Raw genomic sequence first — 17,839 nt, 5'->3', positions numbered from 1 at the left:
CCCATGGTCGTCCCCGATCCGCGGCGGCAGCGCGCCGCGCGCCGGACGCTGTTCGGCGTCGTCGCGGCGCTGTTCGCCGCGATGCTGGCCGTCAAGGTCCTCGGCCACAGCGGGCTGGAGCAGACCGCGCTGTTCTACGTCGGCGTCCCCGCGCTGATCGCGCTGACGGTCGTCGCCACGGCCCGTCCGCGCAGCCCGCTCGGCACGATCACGGCGACGATCACCGTCGGCCTCGCCCTGGCCGGTCCGCTGCTCGGCGAGGGCGTCGTGTGCCTGGTCATGGCGGCGCCGCTGTTCTACCTGTGCGGGCTGGTCGTCGGGCTGATCCTCAACGCCGCGCGGCGCCGGGGCCTGTCGGCGCTGCTGATCGTGCCGCTGCTGCTGAGCGCGGAGGGCGCCGTGGGGTCGCTGCCGCGCGGGGCGGAGGCGTCGGCCGCCCGGACGGCCCCGGCGGGGTTCGATCCCGGCGCCGCGCTCGCCGCGCCGCCGGAGTTCGGGCCGATCCCGGCGGGGATGGCCCGGTTGAAGTTCCCGCGTCCCGTGACGGCGGACGGCTCGGGCCTCACGCCCGGCGCGACCCGGCACATCACGTTCACGCCCCGCCGCTCCCTCGGCCTCACCGCGAAGCCCGAGCCCCGCGCGATGGACCTCACCGTGCTGCGCTCCGGCCCGGACCACGCCGTCTTCGCGATCACCCGCGACACCACGCTCGCCCGCTGGCTGCGCCTCACCGAGGCCGAGTTCCGCTGGACCGGCCCGCGCCTGGCGGTGACGCTGCGGTACGAGCGCACGTTCGACCCGTCCTGGTACTTCGGGCCGGTGCAGCGCCGCGCGATGACCGAGGCGGCGGCCTACCTCGCCGAGACGTTCACCCGGCCATGACCGATCCCGCGCTGATCCGGGGCGTCGCGCTGTTCGTCCCGCTGCTCGCGACCGCCGCGCTGCTGCGCCGGCCGTCCCGCCGCGAGGTTGCGGCGCTGGTGCTGGGCGTCGCGTGGAACCTGGCGGCGCTGTCGGGCGTCAACGCGCTGGCGCTGCGCGCGGGCTGGTGGACGTTCGCGGCCGAGGGCGGCGTCGTCGCCGGTGTCCCGGTGGACCTGCTGCTCGGCTGGGCCTTCCTGTGGGGCGGGGCGGCCGTGCTCGCGCTGCGGGCGCTGCCGTGGCCGCTCGTCGCGGGTGCGGCGGTCTGGGTTGATCTGGCCGTCATGCCGCTGGGGGAGCCGGTCGTGCTGCTCGGCGGCGACTGGCTGCTCGGGGAGTCGGTCGCGGCGGTGGCCGCGCTCGTCCCCGGTCTGCTGCTCGCCCGCTGGACGCTCGACGGCCGTCACCTGCGCGCCCGCGTGGCGTTGCAGGCCGTGGCCGCGTCGGTGCTGATGCTCGGGCTGCCGATCGCGCTGAGCGACGTCCCGTCCCGTCCCACGTGGGCCTTGGCGCTGGTCGGCCAGGCGGCCCTGGTCCCCCTGGCGGTCACGGCCGCCGCCGTGGCCGAGTTCGCCCGCGCGGGCGGTACCCCGCTGCCCTACGACCCGCCGCCGCGCCTGGTGACGACGGGCCCGTACGCCTACGTCCGCAACCCGATGCAGACCGGCATGACGGCCGTCTACCTGCTCCTGGCCCTGCTGGACCCGGTCTTCCTGCTGGGCGCGGCCACGGCCGCCGCCTACGGCGCGGGCCTGGCGTCCTGGCACGAGAACGCCCTGCTCACCGAGGCGCACGGCGCCGCCTGGACGACCTACCGCCGGACCGTCCGCCCGTGGCTGCCCCGCCTGCGCGGAGCCCAGCCGGACGCGACGATCTGGATCGCCGCCACCTGCGGCCGCTGCCGGCCGGTCGAAGCCTGGCTCCGCGCCCGGAACCCGGTACGGCTGGCCCTTCGCCCGGCCGAACGGCACCCGTCCGGCCTCCGTCGCATGACCTACGAACGCGACGACGGCCTCACCGCCGACGGCCCGTCCGCCTGGTGCCACGCCGTCACCCACCTGCACCTCGGCTGGGCCGTCCTCGCCTGGACGCTCCTGCTCCCCGGCCCCCGGCACTTCACCCGCCTCTGCGCCGACGCCTTCGGCGCGGGCCCGGCCGCCGAACCGGCTAGATCTCGATGATCCCGGCCTTCTCGCGGGTGTAGGCGAGGACCGAGTCGTGGCCGTAGCCGCTGTTCTTGACGCCCTCCAGGGGGAACATGACCTTGCGGAAGGTGTTGACCCAGACGGTGCCGGTGCGGAGGTGGCGGAACATGCGGTGGGCCGTCGCGAGGTTCCGGGTCCAGACGCCGGCGGCCAGGCCGTAGGGCGAGTCGTTGGCCAGGGCCAGGGCCTCGTCCTCGGTGTCGAAGGGGAGCGCCACCGCCACCGGGCCGAAGATCTCCTCCTGGCAGACGCGGAGGGAGTTGTCGGTGGTCGCGTAGAGGGTGGGTTCGACCCAGAAGCCGTTCCTGAGAGCCTCGTCCTCGACGGCGTCGGGGCCGGAGCGCCCGCCGAAGACCAGGTCGGCGCCCTCCTCGGGGGCCAGGTCGAGGTAGGACGTGACGTGGTCGAACTGGTCGCGCGAGACGATGGGCCCCATCGTGGTGTCGGGGGAGGACGGGGCGCCTAGGCGGACGCCCCGGGCGATCTCGGTCATGCGGTCGATCATCTCGTCGTAGACCGGGCGCTGGATCAGGACGCGCGAGCCGCCGTAGCAGATCTGGCCCGCGTTGGCCGTGTAGATCGCCTGGGTGGTGACGCCCGGGGCGGCCCGGTCGAGATCGGCGTCGGCGAAGACGATGTTGGGCGATTTGCCGCCCAGTTCCAGGGCCAGGGGCTTCAGGGAGTCGGCTGACGCGCGGGTGATGGCCCGGGCGGTGCCGACCGAGCCGGTGAGGCTGATCTTGTCGACCTCGGGGCTGCGGACGAGCGGGTCGCCGACCTCCTCGCCCAGGCCCGACACGACGTTCAGGACGCCGGGCGGCAGCACGTCGGCCAGGAGTTCGCCCAGGCGCAGGGACGACACCGTCGCCTGCTCGGCCGGCTTGATGATGACCGTGTTGCCCGCCGCCAGAGCGAACGCGGCCTTGGCCGAGAACGTCGAGATCGGGGAGTTCCACGGGATGACGCCGAGCGTCACCCCGTACGGTTCGCGGCGGGTCAGGCCGAGGCTCCCGGGGCCGAAGTCCACCGTGCGGCCCTGCACGGCCGCCGTGCACTCGGCGGCGGCGTTGCCCCACAGGTAGGCCATGGCGGGCAGGTCGCGGCGGGACGTCTCGGTGATCGTGCGGCCGTTGTCGCGGGTCTCCAGCTCCGCCAGTTCCCGCGCGTGCTCGCCGATGACCGACGCGACCTTGCGCAGGTGGTGCGCGCGGACCGCCGCCGGGAGGTCCGACCAGGCCGGGAACGCCGCGCGGGCCGCTGCCGCGGCCGCTTCCGCGTCGGCCGGGCCGCTGCGCGGAATCCGCGCCCACACCGCACCGGTGGACGGGTCCACCGAGTCGAGCAGGCCGCCGTCGGCCGCCGCACGCAGCTCACCGCCGATGAGGTTCCGATAGTCGCGCGTCATGCGGCGTCCCTTTCGCTCGGCCGAGATCCCGGCAACCAAGCGTACGCTTGCTCAACGTGTGACGGTAGTCCCGGCTGGACGACCTGCGATCTAATTCCCTACTATCTCGGTTGAATTGATCTAGAAAGTAGGTTTTTGTGACCGACCCCGCGATCACCCGCCGCACCGCCGTCACCGCCGCCGGGGCCGTCGCCGCGTCCGGCGCCCTCATCGGCGCCGCCGGATCGGCGCGCGCCGACGAGCGGCCGTTCCGCGCCGACGCCCACGGACGCCCGCACCGGCGCCCGAACATCCTGGTCATCCTCGGTGACGACCTCGGCTGGGCCGATCTCAGCAGCTACGGCTCCCCGCACATCCGCACGCCGCACCTGGACCGCCTCGCCGCGCGGGGCGTCCGCTTCACCGACGCCTACTCGGCCGCCGCCGTCTGCTCGCCCACCCGCTTCGGCCTCTACACCGGCCGCTACCCCGGACGCCTGCGCGGCGGCCTGGAAGAACCGATCGCCCGGCCGGACGAACTGCTCGGCATCCCCGCCGACCACCCCACGCTCGGCAACCTGCTCAAAGGCTCCGGCTACGACACCGCCATGTTCGGCAAGTGGCACTGCGGCTTCCTGCCGTGGTTCAGCCCGCTGAAATCCGGCTGGGACACCTTCTTCGGCAACCTGTCCGGCGCCGTCGACTACTACTCCAAGGTCAGCGGCCCCGGCAACGTCGACCTGTACGAGGGCGAGGTCCCCACCAAGGACCTCGGCTACTACACCGACACGATCGCGAACCGCGCCGCCGAGTACGTCCGGAAGAAGCGGAGCAAGCCGTGGCTGCTGAACCTCAACTTCACCGCCCCGCACTGGCCCTGGGAGGCGCCCGGCGACCGCAAGGTCAGCGAGGAGATCACCGCCCGCGTCAACGCCGGTGACAACCGCGCCCTCTGGCACGACGACGGCGGCTCCCTGGACACCTACCGCCGCATGGTCGAGGCCATGGACGCCGCCATCGGCCGCGTCCTGGCCGCGATCCGCGCCACCGGCCAGGAGGACGACACGCTCGTGCTGTTCTCCAGCGACAACGGCGGCGAGCGCTGGTCGTACAACTGGCCGCTCAGCGGCGCCAAGGCCAGTTTGAACGAGGGCGGCATCCGCGTCCCCAACATCCTGAGCTGGCCCGCCCGCATCCGGCCCCGCCAGGTCAGCGACGTCCCCGTCATCACCCAGGACTGGACCGCGACCCTGCTGGAGATCGCCGGCGTCACCCCGCCCGCCTCCCACCCGCTCGACGGCCGCAGCCTCGCCCCCTACCTCCTGCGCGGCGCCAAGGCCCCCGGCCACGACCTGTTCTGGCGCACCCGCCAATCCCGCGCGCTGCGCCGGGGCCGGTACAAGTACCTGCGGGCCGGGTCGGCGGACGCCCTGTACGACGTCGTCGCCGACCCGCGCGAACAGGCGAACCTCGCCGTCCGCGAGCCCGAGGTGGTGCGGGCGCTGGCCGCCCGCTGGACGGAGATCAACGCGGGTCTGCTGCCGTATCCGTGAGCCGGCGCAGCGCGGCGGGCAGGTCGCCGTGGTGGACGACCGTCATGCGGCGCGTCGCGCGCGTCACCGCGACGTAGAGGTCCTGCCCGCCGCGCGGCCCGCCCGCCGTGATCCCCGCCGGATCGACCACGATCACCGTGTCGAACTCCAGGCCCTTGGCCTCCTCCGCCGTCAGCACGACGGCGGGGGAGTCCAGCGCCTCGGGCGTCGCGCCCGCCGCCGCGTCCGGCAGGGCCGCGCGGACGGCCGCGTGCCGCCGCGCCGACGCGATCACCGCGAGCCGTCCGGCCTGCTCGTCCGCGCCGACCTCGGCCAGCTCGGCGGCGACCAGGCCGGGCAGCGCGGCGCCCAGGTCGCCCGGCTCGACGTGCCGCGCCAGCGGCGGCGGGCCGTCGTCGCGGACCGGCACCGGCGGCGTCTCGTCCGGCGCGACCTCCGCCAGCACGTCCGCCGCCACCCGCATGATCGCCGCCGGGGTGCGGTAGTTGACCATGAGGCGCTGTTCGCGCCACCGGCCCGGCACGTACCGGTCGAGCATCGCGCCCCACGACGGCGCCCCCGCCGCGCTGCCCGTCTGCGCGATGTCGCCGACGACCGTCAGCGACCGCGTCGGGACGCGGCGCATCAGCGCCCGCCACGCCATCGCCGACAGCTCCTGCGCCTCGTCCACGATGACGTGCCCGTACGCCCAGGTGCGGTCGGCGGCGGCGCGCTCGGCCGTCGTGCGGTGCGGGCCGTGGTCGGTGGTGCGGTCGGCCAGCTCGGCGGCGTCGATGAAGGACTCGTCGACGCCCGCCGACTCCAGCACCTCGCGGGTGTAGCGCTCCTCCTCGGCGCGGGCCCGCTCGGCCGCGCGGAGCCGGGCGCGCTCGGCGGGATCGTCGGCGCCGAGCCATTCGGCGGCCTCGTCCAGCAGCGGGACGTCGGAGACCGTCCACGGGACGCCGGGCGGACGCTCCAGCAGCGCGCGTTCGGCGCCCGTGAGCACGGCGCCCGCCGAGCGCAGGCGCGCGGCGTCGGAGAACAGCGCGTCCAGCAGGGTCTGCGGGGTCAGTTCCGGCCAGAGCGCGTCGATCGCGGCGCGGACGGCCGGGTCCTGCCAGAGGGTCTCCTTGGACAGCCGGATGTCCTCGGCGTCGAGCAGCGGGTCGTCCTCGGCCTCGTCCAGCAGCTCTTGCAGCCACTTCGGCGTCTTGCCCGGTTCGAGCAGTTCGGCGAGCGGTTCGTCCACCATCGCGTCGTACTGGCGGGCGCGGTCGAGCGCCAGCGCGTCCAGGATCTCGTGCACGAACAGGCGGCGCTGCACGTTGTGCGGGGCGCGCAGCGCGCGGGCGCGGTCGCGGGCGGCGCGGCAGGCGTCCTCGTCGGCGCGCAGCGTCATCCCGTCGCAGTCCACGGCCAGGCCGCCCGCCGGGACGCGCTGCCGGTCGCGGACGGCCCGCTCGATCACGTCCGCCATGCGCGGATCGCCCTTGACGACCGCGACGTCCGGCACGTCGGCCTCGGTCGCGTCTACGCCGGGGAACAGGCCGCCGACCGTCGTCAGCACCACGTCGGTCTCGCCCAGGCCGGGGAGCACCTGCTCGATGTAGCGCAGGAACGTCGCGTTCGGGCCGACGACCAGGACGCCGCGCCGCTCCAGCACGTCGCGGTAGGTGTACAGCAGGTACGCCGCCCGGTGCAGCGCCGCGACGGTCTTGCCGGTGCCGGGACCGCCCTGCACGACGAGCACGCCGTGCAGGCCCGCGCGGATGACCTCGTCCTGTTCCTCCTGGATCGTGGCGACGACGTCGCCCATCCGGCCCGTCCGGCCCCGGCGCAGGGTGGCGAGCAGGGCCGCCTCGCCGACGATGGCGGCCCGGTCGTCCTCGGCGAGGCCCGCCAGGTCGAAGACCTCGTCGTCCACCCGCTGCACGGTGCGGCCGCGCAGGTGCAGGTGGCGGCGGCGGGCGAGGGTGCCGGGGTCGCCCGCGGTGGCGGTGTAGAAGGGACGGGCCGCCTCGGCGCGCCAGTCGATGAGCAGCGGTTCGCGGTCCTCGTCGCGCAGGCCGATGCGGCCGACGTAGAACGTGTCGCCGTCGCGGTGGTCGATGCGGCCGAAGCAGAGGGCGCGTTCGACGCCGCCGAGCCGGGCGAGCCGCCGCGCGCCCTCCTCGACGGACGCCTGCCGCTCGACGCGCGCCTGGAACCCGGCGCCGCCGCCCGCGCCGGGGCCCGCCGCGACGGCGTCCTCGGCCGCGGCGCGCTCGGCGTCGAGCCGGGCGTAGACGCGGGAGACGTGCCGCTGCTCGGTCTCCAGGGCCGTGGCGCGAGCGGACTTGACTTGACGGGCACCCATGTGTCGGCTACTCTCCTTTTCAGGATGGGGGTTCTCTGCGTCAAAACCAGAGGCGAGCTATCTTAGCACTGTTGGCGCGACGTTGTGCCAACGGTCATCTTTGTGGAAACCTCCGGCCATTGGCCTTCGCGAGGCTGTCCGGCGGATCAAGTGCCGGACACGCCGTGAAAGGTCGATTTGATGGCCAATGCTCCCTTCGTTCTCGCCCGCCGCTCCTTCGTGACCGCCGGAGCGACCGCGGCCCTCGCCACCGCGCTCCCCGCCTCCGTGACCGCCACCGCGGTCGCCGCGCCCACCCGCGAACTGCTCGGCGACCCGTTCACGCTCGGCGTCGCCTCCGGCGACCCCGCGCCCGACGGCTTCGTCCTGTGGACGCGGCTCGCCCGCGACCCCCTCGCCGACGACGGGCTCGGTGGCATGCCGTCGTTCCCGTTCACCGTCGAGTGGCAGGTCGCCGCCGACGCCGGATTCCGGCGGATCGTCCGGCGGGGCACCGCCGTCGCGCGGCCCTCCGCCGCGCACAGCGTCCACGTCGAACTCGGCGGGCTGCGGCCCGGCACCGAGTACTGGTACCGGTTCAAGGTCGGCCGCCACCTCTCGCCCGCCGGCCGCGCGCTCACCGCGCCCCGGCCCGACACCTTCGGCCCCGCGCTCACCATGGCGTTCGCGTCGTGCTCGCAGTACGAGCACGGCTACTTCACCGCGTACCGGCGGCTCGCCGAGGAGCAGCCCGACCTCGTCCTGCACCTCGGCGACTACCAGTACGAGTACCGCGCGGGCGTCTACAACATCCCCGGCGGCAACGTCCGCGACCACGAGGGGCCCGAGACCGTCACCCTCGCCGGGTACCGGCAGCGGCACGCCCAGTACAAGGCCGACCCCGACCTCCAGGCCGCGCACGCCGTCGCGCCGTGGCTCGTCGTCTTCGACGACCACGAGGTCGAGAACAACTGGGCTGGAACGTTCCCAGAAGCGTCGTCGGACACCCCCGACCCCGCCGACTTCGAGCGCCGCCGCGCCGCCGCCTTCCAGGCGTACTACGAGAACATGCCGCTGCGGCGCGGCTCGATCCCGCGCGGCCCCGGCATGCAGCTCTACCGGCGCGTCCCGTGGGGCCGCCTGGCGAACTTCCACATGCTCGACACCCGCCAGTTCCGCGACGACCAGGGCTGCGGCGACGGCTACCGCGACTGCCCCGCCGCCACCGACCCGGCCCGCTCCATCACCGGCGAGCCGCAGGAGAAGTGGCTGCTGGAGGGCTTCCGCCGGTCGGCCGCCCGCTGGGACGTCCTCGGCCAGCAGGTCTTCTTCGCCCAGCGCGACAACAACGCCGGGCCGCTCAAGGTCACCAGCCAGGACTCCTGGGACGGCTACGCCGCCTCCCGCGACCGCATCACGAAGGGCTGGGTCGACGCGCGCGTCCGCAACGCCGTCGTCCTCACCGGCGACGTCCACGCGCACTGGGCCAGCGACCTCAAGGCCGACTACGACGACCCGTCGTCCAAGACGGTCGGGTCCGAACTCGTCTGCACCTCGGTCACCAGCAACGGCGACGGCGCCGACTCCGACCCGTCCAGCCAGCCGTTCCTCAAGATCAACCCGCATCTGCGCTTCTACAACAACCAGCGCGGCTACGTCCTGACCAAGGTGAGCCAGACCGAGTTCCGCGCCGACTTCCGGACGCTGCCCACCGTCCGCACGCCGGGCGCGCCGATCTCCACCAAGGCCACCTACGTCATCGAGGACCGGGTGCCCGGCCCGCAGCAGGCGTACCTGCGTCCCCACGCCGAGACCAAGCTGCGGCGCAGCGACGAGCAGCTCATCCGCGAGACCGTCGGCAACGAGACCGAGCGTCCCTGACGGCCCGTGCCCGGCCGTCCGCGCGCCGGACGGCCGGGCACGGTCACGCCCGGTCCGGGTGGGGGTTGGAGAAGATGTCGTCGAGGTCGTAGGCGACCGGGACCTCCAACTGCTCGTACGTGCACGACTCGGGCGTGCGGTCGGGGCGCCAGCGGCGGAACCGGGCCGTGTGCCGGAAACGGTCGCCCTCCATCGCCTCGTAGGCGACCTCGACCACCAGCTCCGGCCGCAGCGCGACCCAGCTCAGATCCTTGTTGCCCGTCCAGCGCGAGACCGCGCCGGGCATCCGGTCGACCGTCGCCTCGCTCTGCCGCGCCCACTCCTCCCACGGATGCCCGGACAGATCGGTCGCGCGGTAGGGCTCCAGCTCCTCCACCAGCTCGGCGCGGCGCGCCATCGTGAACGACGCCGCCACGCCGACGTGCTGAAGGTGCCCCTGGTCGTTGAAGAGGCCGAGCAGCAGCGACCCGACGATCGGGCCGGACTTGTGCCAGCGGAACCCGGCCACGACGCAGTCGGCGGTGCGCTCGTGCTTGACCTTGAACAGGACGCGCTTGTCGGGCTGGTAGGCCAGGTCGGTCGGCTTGGCGATGACGCCGTCCAGCCCGGCGCCCTCGAACACGTCGAACCAGCGCAGCGCGAGGTCGTAGGAGTCGGACGCCGGGGTGACGTGGATCGGTGCGCTCACGTCGGCGAGGGCGCGGGTCAGCAGCTCGCGGCGTTCCCCGAGCGGCGTGTCCAGGTAGGACGTGCCGTCCAGCGCGAGCAGGTCGAACGCCACGAACGACGCGGGCGTCTCCTCCGACAGCAGCTTGATCCGCGACGCCGCCGGATGGATGCGCTGCTGGAGCCGGTCGAAGTCGAGCCGGGAACCGTGCCGCAGCACGATCTCCCCGTCGACGACGCACCGCTCCGGCAGTTCCCGCTTCACGGCCTCGACCAGCTCGGGAAAGTACCGCGTGAGCGGCTTCTTGCCCCGGCTGGACAGCTCGACCTCGTCACCGTCCCGGAAGACGATGCACCGGAAACCGTCCCACTTCGGCTCGTACAGGATGTCGCCCCGCGGCATGGTCTTGACGGCCTTGGCCAGCATCGGCGCCAGCGGCGGACTGATCGGCAGCTCCATACCCCCATCCTGCGCCCCGCCCCCGACAGAACGCGCGACCGGGTCCGGCTAACCTCCAGGTCATGCGCCGCCTCCTACCCGAACCCGCCACCGACACCGACCCCTGGACCGCCTACGCGGACCCCCCACCCCTGCGCATCGGCATGGTGACGAGCGCCGACGGCTCGGTCACCGACGCCGAGGGGTGGACGAACGGGATCGGGGGAGACGCCGACTTCCGCGTCTTCCGGGTTCTGCGCGCGCTCAGCGACGCGATCCTCGTCGGCGCGGCGACCGCCCGGACCGGGCGGCTCGGCCCCGCCCGCCTCCGCGCCGATCTCCGCGAGCGCCGGGGGGCGCCGCCCGCGCCGATCGTCGTCTTCACCCGCACGCTCGACCTGGACTGGACGCTGCCGCTGTTCACCGCGGCCGAGACGCAGACCCTCGTCGTCACGTCGCGGCGGGCCGCCCGCCCCGGCGTCCCCGCCACGGTGATCGAGGCGGGGGACGACGACGTGGACCTCGCCCTCGCCTGCCGCCTCCTCCGCGAGGAGCACGGCCTGGACCGGCTGCTCTGCGAGGGCGGTCCGGGGCTCGCCACCGCCCTCATCAACGCCGATCTGGCCGACGAACTCTGCCTGAACATCGCGCCCACCCTGCACGGCACCGCGCACCACACGCGCATGCTCGGCGCGCTCACCCGCGAACGCCCGCTGACGACGTCCGCGCTCTACGTGGATGAAGATGTTCTCTTCGTGCGCTATCGCCTAGGGTGCTCACGTGCCTCCCACGCCTGAAATCCCCTCCCAGACCGGGCGCGCCGAACAGGCGCTGCGGCGCGTGAGTTCCTACACCGGCCAGGTCGAGATCCTGGAGCAGGAGATCGCCCCGCTGATCGAGGCGGACGGCTCCCTCGACTGGATCTTCCGACTGGCCGAGATCACCGGCCGCGCGGACGTCTCCCGCGAGGTGCTGCGCCGCGTCACCTCCAACCTGTGCTGGCAGGCGCGGGAGGTGGGGCAGCGCATCCCCACCGCCGAGGACGCCGGAGCCTGCTCGGCGCAGCCGTATCCGGAGCACGCGGCCCGCGTCGTCGCCTACGCGCACGGCAGCCGGTTGCGCTTCGACTTCAAGTTCGAGGAACTGGACGACCGCTGCCAGGTCTGGCTGCGCGACTTCCGCGACGACGGCTACCTCGCGTCGATGGCCGCGCTCGCCGCGCTGGGCCTGCGCTCGGAGCGGGGACGTCCGCTGCTGGAGCGGGCCCGCGCCATGCCCGACACCGACAGCGCCACGCGCTACACGTGCCTGCACGCCCTCTGGTTCGGCGTCGACCTGGACGACCAGGCGGAGCAGATGATGGACCTCGCCGACGAGATGATCGGGCGCGGCGAGGACGGCTACAACCTGTACTTCTGGCGCGCGTACGCGCTGCGCCGGCTCGGCCGGCTCGACGACGCGCTGCACTCGGTCGACCGGGCGATCGCGCTGCTGCCGGTGGGGATGAACCTCGTCCACCAGGACTACGTCCGGGAACGGGAGCTGATCAAGACGACGCAGCTCCTCAACGAGCAGGTCGAGCGGGCCGCCGAGGCGATCAGCGCCCGGCTGAGGGCCGAGTCCGAGGCGTATCTGGACGACGTCAAGGCCGACCTGTCGGGCTACTCGCAGACGGCGCAGCGCATCGTGTCGCAGAGCCTGGTCAACCTCATCGAGGTCCTCGCCGTATTCGTGGCGCTGGTCGGCTTCCTCGTCGGGTCGGGGGCGCTGGTGCTCAAGGCCGGGGGTTTCTGGCAGAACTTCGGCAGTATCGCGCTGCTGCTCGGCGGGTCCGTCGCGCTGTTCACGGTGCTCCAGATGATCGTGCGGGTGCCGCACGCCGGGGCGGACCGGCGCGGGCGCCGCCGGTTGCGGCGCCGGTCGCGGGAGAACCCCTCGCCCTGACCGCCGTCAGGACCAGACGTCCCAGTCGTGCGGGAGGCGGAGGTCGAACGGAGTGCCGTCGCCGGGGCCGGTGACGACGTCCGCGACGTAGGCGCCCACGGTCTCGCCCGACAGCCAGCGGGCGTCGACGGGGTCGTCCGCGGGCCAGGCGGGGGTGACCACCGGGGTGAGGACGAGGATCTCGTGCATGCGGACGGCGGGGTTCTCGGCGGCGAACGTCCGCATGAGCATGTGCTGGGCGGCGTCGGTGGCCGAGACCGGGCCGGACAGCGGGACCGGCTTGAGGGCGGCGATGCCGTTGAGGGAGACGTAGACGCCGCCCGGACGGTCCGCCAGCAGGGGCACGAACGCCTGGGCGGCGACGAAGTGGCTCGTCAGGTTGTCGCGCAGGACGCGGGTCCAGGTGTCCAGCGGGACCTCGGTGAGCGGCAGGCCCTCCCACCAGCGGCCCAGCGCCGCCACGACGCCGTCGGGCGCGCCCGCCTCGGCCGCGACCAGGTCGCGGAACCGGGCGGCGCCTGCGGGGTCGCCCACGTCGGCGCGGACCGCACGCAGCCGCGCCCGGTGCGGCGCGGGGACGCTCTCGCGCAGTGCGGCGAGACGCTCGGGTGATCGTGACGGAACGTACACGGTGGCGCCCCGCGCCAGCAGGGACGTGACGACGCAGGCGCCGACGATCCCGGCCCCGCCTGCCACCACGTACGTGTGCTCCGCCATGGGGCGAGCGTAGCGGGACGGGTGGTGTCCACGGTGGGTGACGAATGTTGGGGAAAGGGGGCGGGGGTGGGTGGGGTGGGGGGAGACTGGGGGTTCGGTGAGGAGGCGGGATGGGCGTTGCCGCGTTGCTCGCGTGGTCGGTGACGGCCGCCGTCGGGGCCTATCTGCTGACGCGCTGGTGGGGGCGCGGGGGGTTGCGGCGGCAGGCCACGAAGGTGACCCGGTATCCGCTGCTGCTGCTGACCGCGCATCCGTTCACGGCCCTGACCGGGCTCTGCGCCTGGGTCGTCCACCTGCTCGGCGGGCATCCCGCGTTCGCGTGGGTGGCGTTCGGGCTGCTGGTGCTGGTCGCGTTCCAAGGGTTCCTGCTGTTCACCCGGTGGCTCGTGGGACGCGGCGGACGGCACGCCCGGGGCACCGAGGACGGCTTCCCGCGCGCCGCCGTCCTGACGCACGGGCTGCTCGCCGCCGTGACGTTCGTCCTCGTCTTCGCCACGGCGCTGCGGATGGGGCGCTGAACCTCAGCCGTCGTAGGCGACGTACGGGGTCCAGTCGCGGTCCGGGCGGGCGGCGGCGGCCCACAGCGCGTCGGCGACGGCGGCCGGGGCGAACGGGCCGTCGTCGGCGAGCGTCCCGTTGACCTGGACGGTGACGGCCCGGACGGCGGGGGACAGGGCCGCGTCGAGCGCGGTGATCAGGTTCCGGACGGCGGCCTTCTGCACGCCCAGCGACGCCGCCGACACCGGCGGCGCGTCCGCCGCGACCGAGCCGGTGGCCAGGACCCGCGCGCCCGGACGCAGGAACGGACGGGCCGCCTGCACGGCCGGGAGCAGTGCGGCGGCGCCGAGCGTGACGTCCTCCAGCAGCTCCGCGACCGTCAGCTCCAGCGGGCCCTTCGCCCGCCACACGCTCGGGTTGAAGTGCAGGACGTCGATGCGGCCGAGCCGCGCGCCGATCTCCGCGACGACGCGCGTCACGTCGTCGGCGTCGGCGAGATCGACGCCCGCGCCCTCGGCCGCGTGCCCCTCGGCGCGCAGCGTCGCCGCGAGGGGTTCGGCGTCCTCGCGGCGGCGGGCGGCCAGGACGGCGCGGTGGCCCGCGCGGGCGAAGCGGCGGGCGGCGGCGAGCCCCAGGCCGGGACCGGCGCCGACGACGACGTACACGGGTGCATCCATGCCGGGCATTGTCCCGCGCTCAGACCCGCCGCAGCACCGTCAGGGAGCGGTCGGCCACCGCGATGCGGTCGCGAGCCTTGGAGGCGCGGTCGGGCGTGGTGCGGGGCGCGGCGGTGTCGAGTTCGCACGTCCAGTGCTCGCCGTAGTCGGGGCCGGGCAGCGTGAACGTGACCGGGTCGGCCCCGGCGTTGATGAGCAGCAGGAAGGAGTCGTCGCGGACGGGACGTCCCCGCCGGTCCGGCTCGTTGATCGCGTCGCCGTTGAGGTAGACGCCGAGGGACTTGGCGTAGCCGGCGTCCCAGTCGCCGCCCGTCATCGTGTCGCCCGCCGGGGTCAGCCAGGCCAGGTCGGCCTGGGCGCCGGTGCCGACGCCGTCGAAGAAGCGGCGGCGGCGGAACACCGGGTGCTCGCGGCGGAGCCGGATGAGGGCCTGCACGAACTCCAGGTCCTGCCGGTCGTCCCAGTGCACCCACGCCAGCTCGTTGTCCTGGCAGTAGGCGTTGTTGTTGCCGTGCTGGGTGCGGCCCAGCTCGTCGCCGTGCGACAGCATCGGGACGCCCTGCGACAGCAGCAGCGTCGCCAGGAAGTTGCGCTTCTGCCGGGCGCGCAGGCCGAGGACGCCCGGATCGTCGGTCGGCCCCTCGGCGCCGCAGTTCCACGAACGGTTGTCGTCGGTGCCGTCGCGGTTGTTCTCGCCGTTGTCGGCGTTGTGCTTCTCGTCGTAGGAGACGAGGTCGTGCAGGGTGAAGCCGTCGTGGCAGGTCACGAAGTTGATCGACGCGAACGGGCGGCGGGCGCTGTTCTCGTACAGGTCGGACGAGCCGGTCAGCCGGGACGCGAACTCGGGCATCGTCGCGTAGCTGCCGCGCCAGAAGTCGCGGACGGTGTCGCGGTACTTGCCGTTCCACTCCGTCCACAGCGGCGGGAAGTTGCCGACCTGGTAGCCGCCCTCGCCGACGTCCCACGGCTCGGCGATCAGCTTGACCTGGGAGACGACGGGGTCCTGCTGGACGAGGTCGAAGAACGCGGCGAGCCGGTCCACGTCGTGCAGCTCGCGGGCCAGCGCCGAGGCCAGGTCGAAGCGGAACCCGTCGACGTGCATGTCCAGGACCCAGTAGCGGAGCGAGTCCATGATGAGCTGGAGCGCGTGCGGGCTGCGGACGTTCAGCGAGTTGCCGCAGCCGGTGTAGTCGAGGTGGTAGCGGCGGTCGTCGTCGCGGAGCCGGTAGTAGGCGTTGTTGTCGATGCCCCGGAACGACAGCGTCGGCCCGAGGTGGTCGCCCTCGGCGGTGTGGTTGTAGACGACGTCGAGAATGACCTCGATGCCCGCTTCGTGTAGCGCGCGGACCATCGCCTTGAACTCCATCACCTGCTCGCCGCGCTGCCCCGACGCGCTGTAGGCGTTGTGCGGCGCGAGGAACCCGATCGTGTTGTAGCCCCAGTAGTTCGTCAGGCCGCGCGCGACCATGGCGTGCTCGGGGACGTACTGGTGGACGGGCATCAGCTCGACGGCCGTCACGCCGAGATCGCGCAGGTGGTCGATCATCACCGGGTGCGCGAGCCCCGCGTACGTGCCGCGCTGCTCCTCCGGGACGTCCGGGTGCAGCGCCGTCAGGCCCTTGACGTGCGCCTCGTAGATGATCGTCTCGTGGTAGGGGGTGCGGGGCGGCCGGTCGTCGCCCCAGTCGAAGAACGGGTTGATGACGACGTTCTTCGGCATGTACGCGGCCGAGTCGTCGTGGTTGCGGCTGCCCGGGTCGGCGAAGCGGTACGCGAACAGCGACTCGTGCCAGCGCACCTCGCCCTCGACGGACTTGCCGTACGGGTCGAGCAGCAGCTTGGACGGGTCGCAGCGGTCGCCGTCGCGGGGGCTGTAGGGCCCGTGCACGCGGTACCCGTACCGCTGGCCCGGCCCGACGCCGGGCAGGTAGCCGTGCCGGACGTGCCCGTCCTCCTCGGGCAGGTCGTACCGCGTCTCGCGGCCGTCCTCGTCGAACAGGCAGAGCTCCACCCGGTGCGCGACCTCGGAGAACAGCGCGAAGTTCGTCCCCGACCCGTCCCAGGTGGCCCCCAGCGGATAGGCGTCACCCGGCCAGACCTCCTGCATGGAACCGCTCCCTCGCGCTCTGGTGTCAGACTTTTACCCCGTTCCCCGCCCACCCAGTGTCACCGAGACCAGCCTGTGACACGCACCGCATCCGTGCGGGCTCATCGGGAGGCGCTCCCCGGATCGGGCCGCCGCGCGAGCAGGGCGGGGACGGCGTCCAGCTCACGGCACAACTCCGCCATCTCGCCGCTGAGGCAGCCGAGCAGCAGGTAGAGCGTGCGGTGATCCGCGCCGAGGTCGCGGTGGTGCACCGGCTCGTAGTGCATGATCCGGTTGCGGAACAGCACCATGTGCTTCATGAGCCGGTACAGCTCGGCGCGGCGACCACGGTAACCGGGGAACGCTCCGTGCAGCGACGGAACCCAGAAATCGCGGTCGGCGGGCCGGCTGAGCAGTTCGACCCAGAAACCGAAGGTCAGTTCGGCCACCACGTCGTCGGGGATCATGACCCGGCGCCCGCTCCGGGCCAGGCGTTCGGACGCCTGACGGCGGGCCCGGTCGACCTTGCGGCGGCCCTCGTCGGACAGCGGGGCCTTGCGCCACCAGTCGTCGCGCCGCCACTTCTCCCGCAGCCGGGTGTGCATCGCGTTGCGCGAGGCGACCTCCAGGAAGTGCAGCGGTGCGTAGAACCCGGATGAGACCTCCAGATTCCACCGGTAAAGGGCCAAGGCGCGGTCAAGGTCGCCGTCCGCCGCCCGAAGGTAGGGCGCGAGCCGGACAGAGGAGAACATCTGTCCAGGCGGGGGGCGCTTCGGTCATCGGTGGTCTCCCAGGTGGAGCGCGGAGCGGGGTGGCGTGTCCGCGTGACTGTGGTAACGTTGTCCGTGGAAGCCCCGGGTCCGCCTCTGTCCAGCTCGTCTGGACATGCCGCCCGGGGCATAGCTATTTTCTGGCCCGGCCATCGGTGAAGACTTGGCCGGGCTTTTTCTGTGCGTTGACCCTAACCGGGACTTCTCTGTCGTGCAATTACCACCATTCCACATTGGCGGCATTGCCTGTCAAAAAGGACAAAACTAAAGCCGCCAGAGGATTTCGGTGCCGTCGTGGGGCTCGGTGGGGTGGAGGCCGAGTTTGCGGGCGACCGCCGTCGACGGGGCGTTGTCCGGGTGGACGCTCGCCACGATCGACGTGACGCCGTGGCCGCGCAGCCAGGCGAGCATCGCCGCCGCGGCCTCGGTGGCGAAGCCGAAGCCCTGGTAGGGCATGGCGGTGACCCAGGCGATCGACGCCTGGAGGCCCGCCGGGGCCGGGGTGATCGTCGCCTGGACGTAGCCGATCGGGCGGGCGTCGCGGGTGCGGCGCAGTATCCAGTTCAGCCACGCCTCCTGGTGGTACGGCGACGGACCGGCCGCCAGGTGCTCGTAGCGGGCGCGGAGTTCGGCCGGCGAGAGCGGGGCGCCGCCGATGTAGGTGTGCAGGCGGTCGTCGTCGAGGACGGCGGCCATCTCGGCGGCGTGGTGGACCGTCAGCGGCTCCAGCGTCAGGCGCCGCGTGGTGAGGGTCTCCGCCAGGGGTGCGTGCACCCGCCGA

15 protein-coding genes are annotated in these 17,839 nt (G+C 73.4%); 7 read left to right on the top strand and 8 right to left on the bottom strand.

Translation table 11 applies throughout. From position 1 onward, the window contains the following. The first annotated feature begins 3 nt into the window (after positions 1 to 3). Both C229_RS0119095 and C229_RS31125 read left to right on the top strand, forming a co-directional pair. Positions 4 to 882, top strand: a complete 879-nt coding sequence (locus C229_RS0119095) for a hypothetical protein (RefSeq protein ID WP_018656705.1) — start codon at positions 4 to 6, stop codon at positions 880 to 882. After that, a complete protein-coding gene (locus C229_RS31125; protein ID WP_018656704.1) occupies positions 879 to 2,102 on the top strand; it encodes a methyltransferase family protein in 1,224 nt (407 codons plus the stop codon). The genes C229_RS0119095 and C229_RS31125 overlap by 4 nt, the downstream gene beginning before the upstream one ends. Here C229_RS31125 and C229_RS0119085 read toward each other — a convergent pair. Next, positions 2,089 to 3,531: an aldehyde dehydrogenase family protein gene (locus C229_RS0119085; protein ID WP_018656703.1), complete on the bottom strand. Its 1,443-nt coding sequence runs from the start codon at positions 3,529 to 3,531 to the stop codon at positions 2,089 to 2,091. The genes C229_RS31125 and C229_RS0119085 overlap by 14 nt on opposite strands. Before the next feature lie 137 nt (positions 3,532 to 3,668). Here C229_RS0119085 and C229_RS0119080 point away from each other — a divergent pair, with 137 nt between their 5' ends. Continuing rightward, on the top strand, positions 3,669 to 5,063 hold the full coding sequence (locus C229_RS0119080; protein WP_018656702.1) for a sulfatase-like hydrolase/transferase: 1,395 nt from the start codon (positions 3,669 to 3,671) through the stop codon (positions 5,061 to 5,063). Here C229_RS0119080 and C229_RS0119075 read toward each other — a convergent pair. Then, the gene (locus C229_RS0119075) at positions 5,035 to 7,401 is read right to left on the bottom strand and encodes a HelD family protein (protein WP_018656701.1); all 2,367 of its coding nucleotides are present in this window, start codon (positions 7,399 to 7,401) and stop codon (positions 5,035 to 5,037) included. The two genes, C229_RS0119080 and C229_RS0119075, sit on opposite strands and share 29 nt — an antisense overlap. 180 nt (positions 7,402 to 7,581) lie before the next feature. On the opposite strand from C229_RS0119075, the gene C229_RS0119070 reads away from it, so the two are divergent. Continuing rightward, a complete protein-coding gene (locus C229_RS0119070) occupies positions 7,582 to 9,261 on the top strand; it encodes an alkaline phosphatase D family protein (protein WP_018656700.1) in 1,680 nt (559 codons plus the stop codon). Between the two features lie 43 nt (positions 9,262 to 9,304). Here the strand turns inward: C229_RS0119070 and C229_RS0119065 are convergent, their stop codons facing one another. Beyond that, complete coding sequence (locus C229_RS0119065; RefSeq protein ID WP_018656699.1) at positions 9,305 to 10,387, bottom strand: ATP-dependent DNA ligase; 1,083 nt, start codon at positions 10,385 to 10,387, stop codon at positions 9,305 to 9,307. A 62-nt stretch (positions 10,388 to 10,449) separates the two neighbouring features. Between C229_RS0119065 and C229_RS0119060 the strand changes: the two genes are divergently transcribed. Beyond that, a complete protein-coding gene (locus C229_RS0119060; protein WP_018656698.1) occupies positions 10,450 to 11,163 on the top strand; it encodes a dihydrofolate reductase family protein in 714 nt (237 codons plus the stop codon). Beyond that, positions 11,147 to 12,310 carry a tetratricopeptide repeat protein gene (locus tag C229_RS33035; RefSeq protein WP_018656697.1) on the top strand — a complete coding sequence of 388 codons (1,164 nt, stop codon included), beginning with the start codon at positions 11,147 to 11,149 and terminating at the stop codon, positions 12,308 to 12,310. The genes C229_RS0119060 and C229_RS33035 overlap by 17 nt, the downstream gene beginning before the upstream one ends. Positions 12,311 to 12,316: 6 nt before the next feature. Here the strand turns inward: C229_RS33035 and C229_RS31115 are convergent, their stop codons facing one another. After that, complete coding sequence (locus C229_RS31115; RefSeq protein WP_018656696.1) at positions 12,317 to 13,027, bottom strand: SDR family NAD(P)-dependent oxidoreductase; 711 nt, start codon at positions 13,025 to 13,027, stop codon at positions 12,317 to 12,319. A gap of 110 nt (positions 13,028 to 13,137) precedes the next feature. On the opposite strand from C229_RS31115, the gene C229_RS0119045 reads away from it, so the two are divergent. Further along, a complete protein-coding gene (locus C229_RS0119045; RefSeq protein WP_018656695.1) occupies positions 13,138 to 13,545 on the top strand; it encodes a hypothetical protein in 408 nt (135 codons plus the stop codon). A gap of 3 nt (positions 13,546 to 13,548) precedes the next feature. Here the strand turns inward: C229_RS0119045 and C229_RS0119040 are convergent, their stop codons facing one another. From C229_RS0119040 to C229_RS0119025, 4 genes are all read right to left on the bottom strand, one after another. Continuing rightward, positions 13,549 to 14,202, bottom strand: coding sequence for an SDR family NAD(P)-dependent oxidoreductase (locus C229_RS0119040; protein WP_026313937.1), 654 nt, complete (start codon positions 14,200 to 14,202; stop codon positions 13,549 to 13,551). A gap of 19 nt (positions 14,203 to 14,221) precedes the next feature. Further along, the gene (glgX, locus tag C229_RS0119035; protein ID WP_018656693.1) at positions 14,222 to 16,309 is read right to left on the bottom strand and encodes a glycogen debranching protein GlgX; all 2,088 of its coding nucleotides are present in this window, start codon (positions 16,307 to 16,309) and stop codon (positions 14,222 to 14,224) included. 101 nt (positions 16,310 to 16,410) lie between these two features. Further along, positions 16,411 to 17,040, bottom strand: a complete 630-nt coding sequence (locus tag C229_RS0119030; protein WP_018656692.1) for a hypothetical protein — start codon at positions 17,038 to 17,040, stop codon at positions 16,411 to 16,413. Positions 17,041 to 17,322: 282 nt separating this feature from the next. Continuing rightward, the gene (locus C229_RS0119025) at positions 17,323 to 17,832 is read right to left on the bottom strand and encodes a GNAT family N-acetyltransferase (RefSeq protein ID WP_018656691.1); all 510 of its coding nucleotides are present in this window, start codon (positions 17,830 to 17,832) and stop codon (positions 17,323 to 17,325) included. Between the last annotated feature and the right edge of the window lie 7 nt (positions 17,833 to 17,839).

Origin of the sequence: Actinomadura flavalba DSM 45200 (assembly GCF_000374305.1) — a bacterium.
Taxonomy (GTDB): Bacteria; Actinomycetota; Actinomycetes; order Streptosporangiales; family Streptosporangiaceae; genus Spirillospora; species Spirillospora flavalba.
Note: the sequence above shows the minus strand (reverse complement) of the source record. Positions and strands in the feature narration are given on the sequence as shown.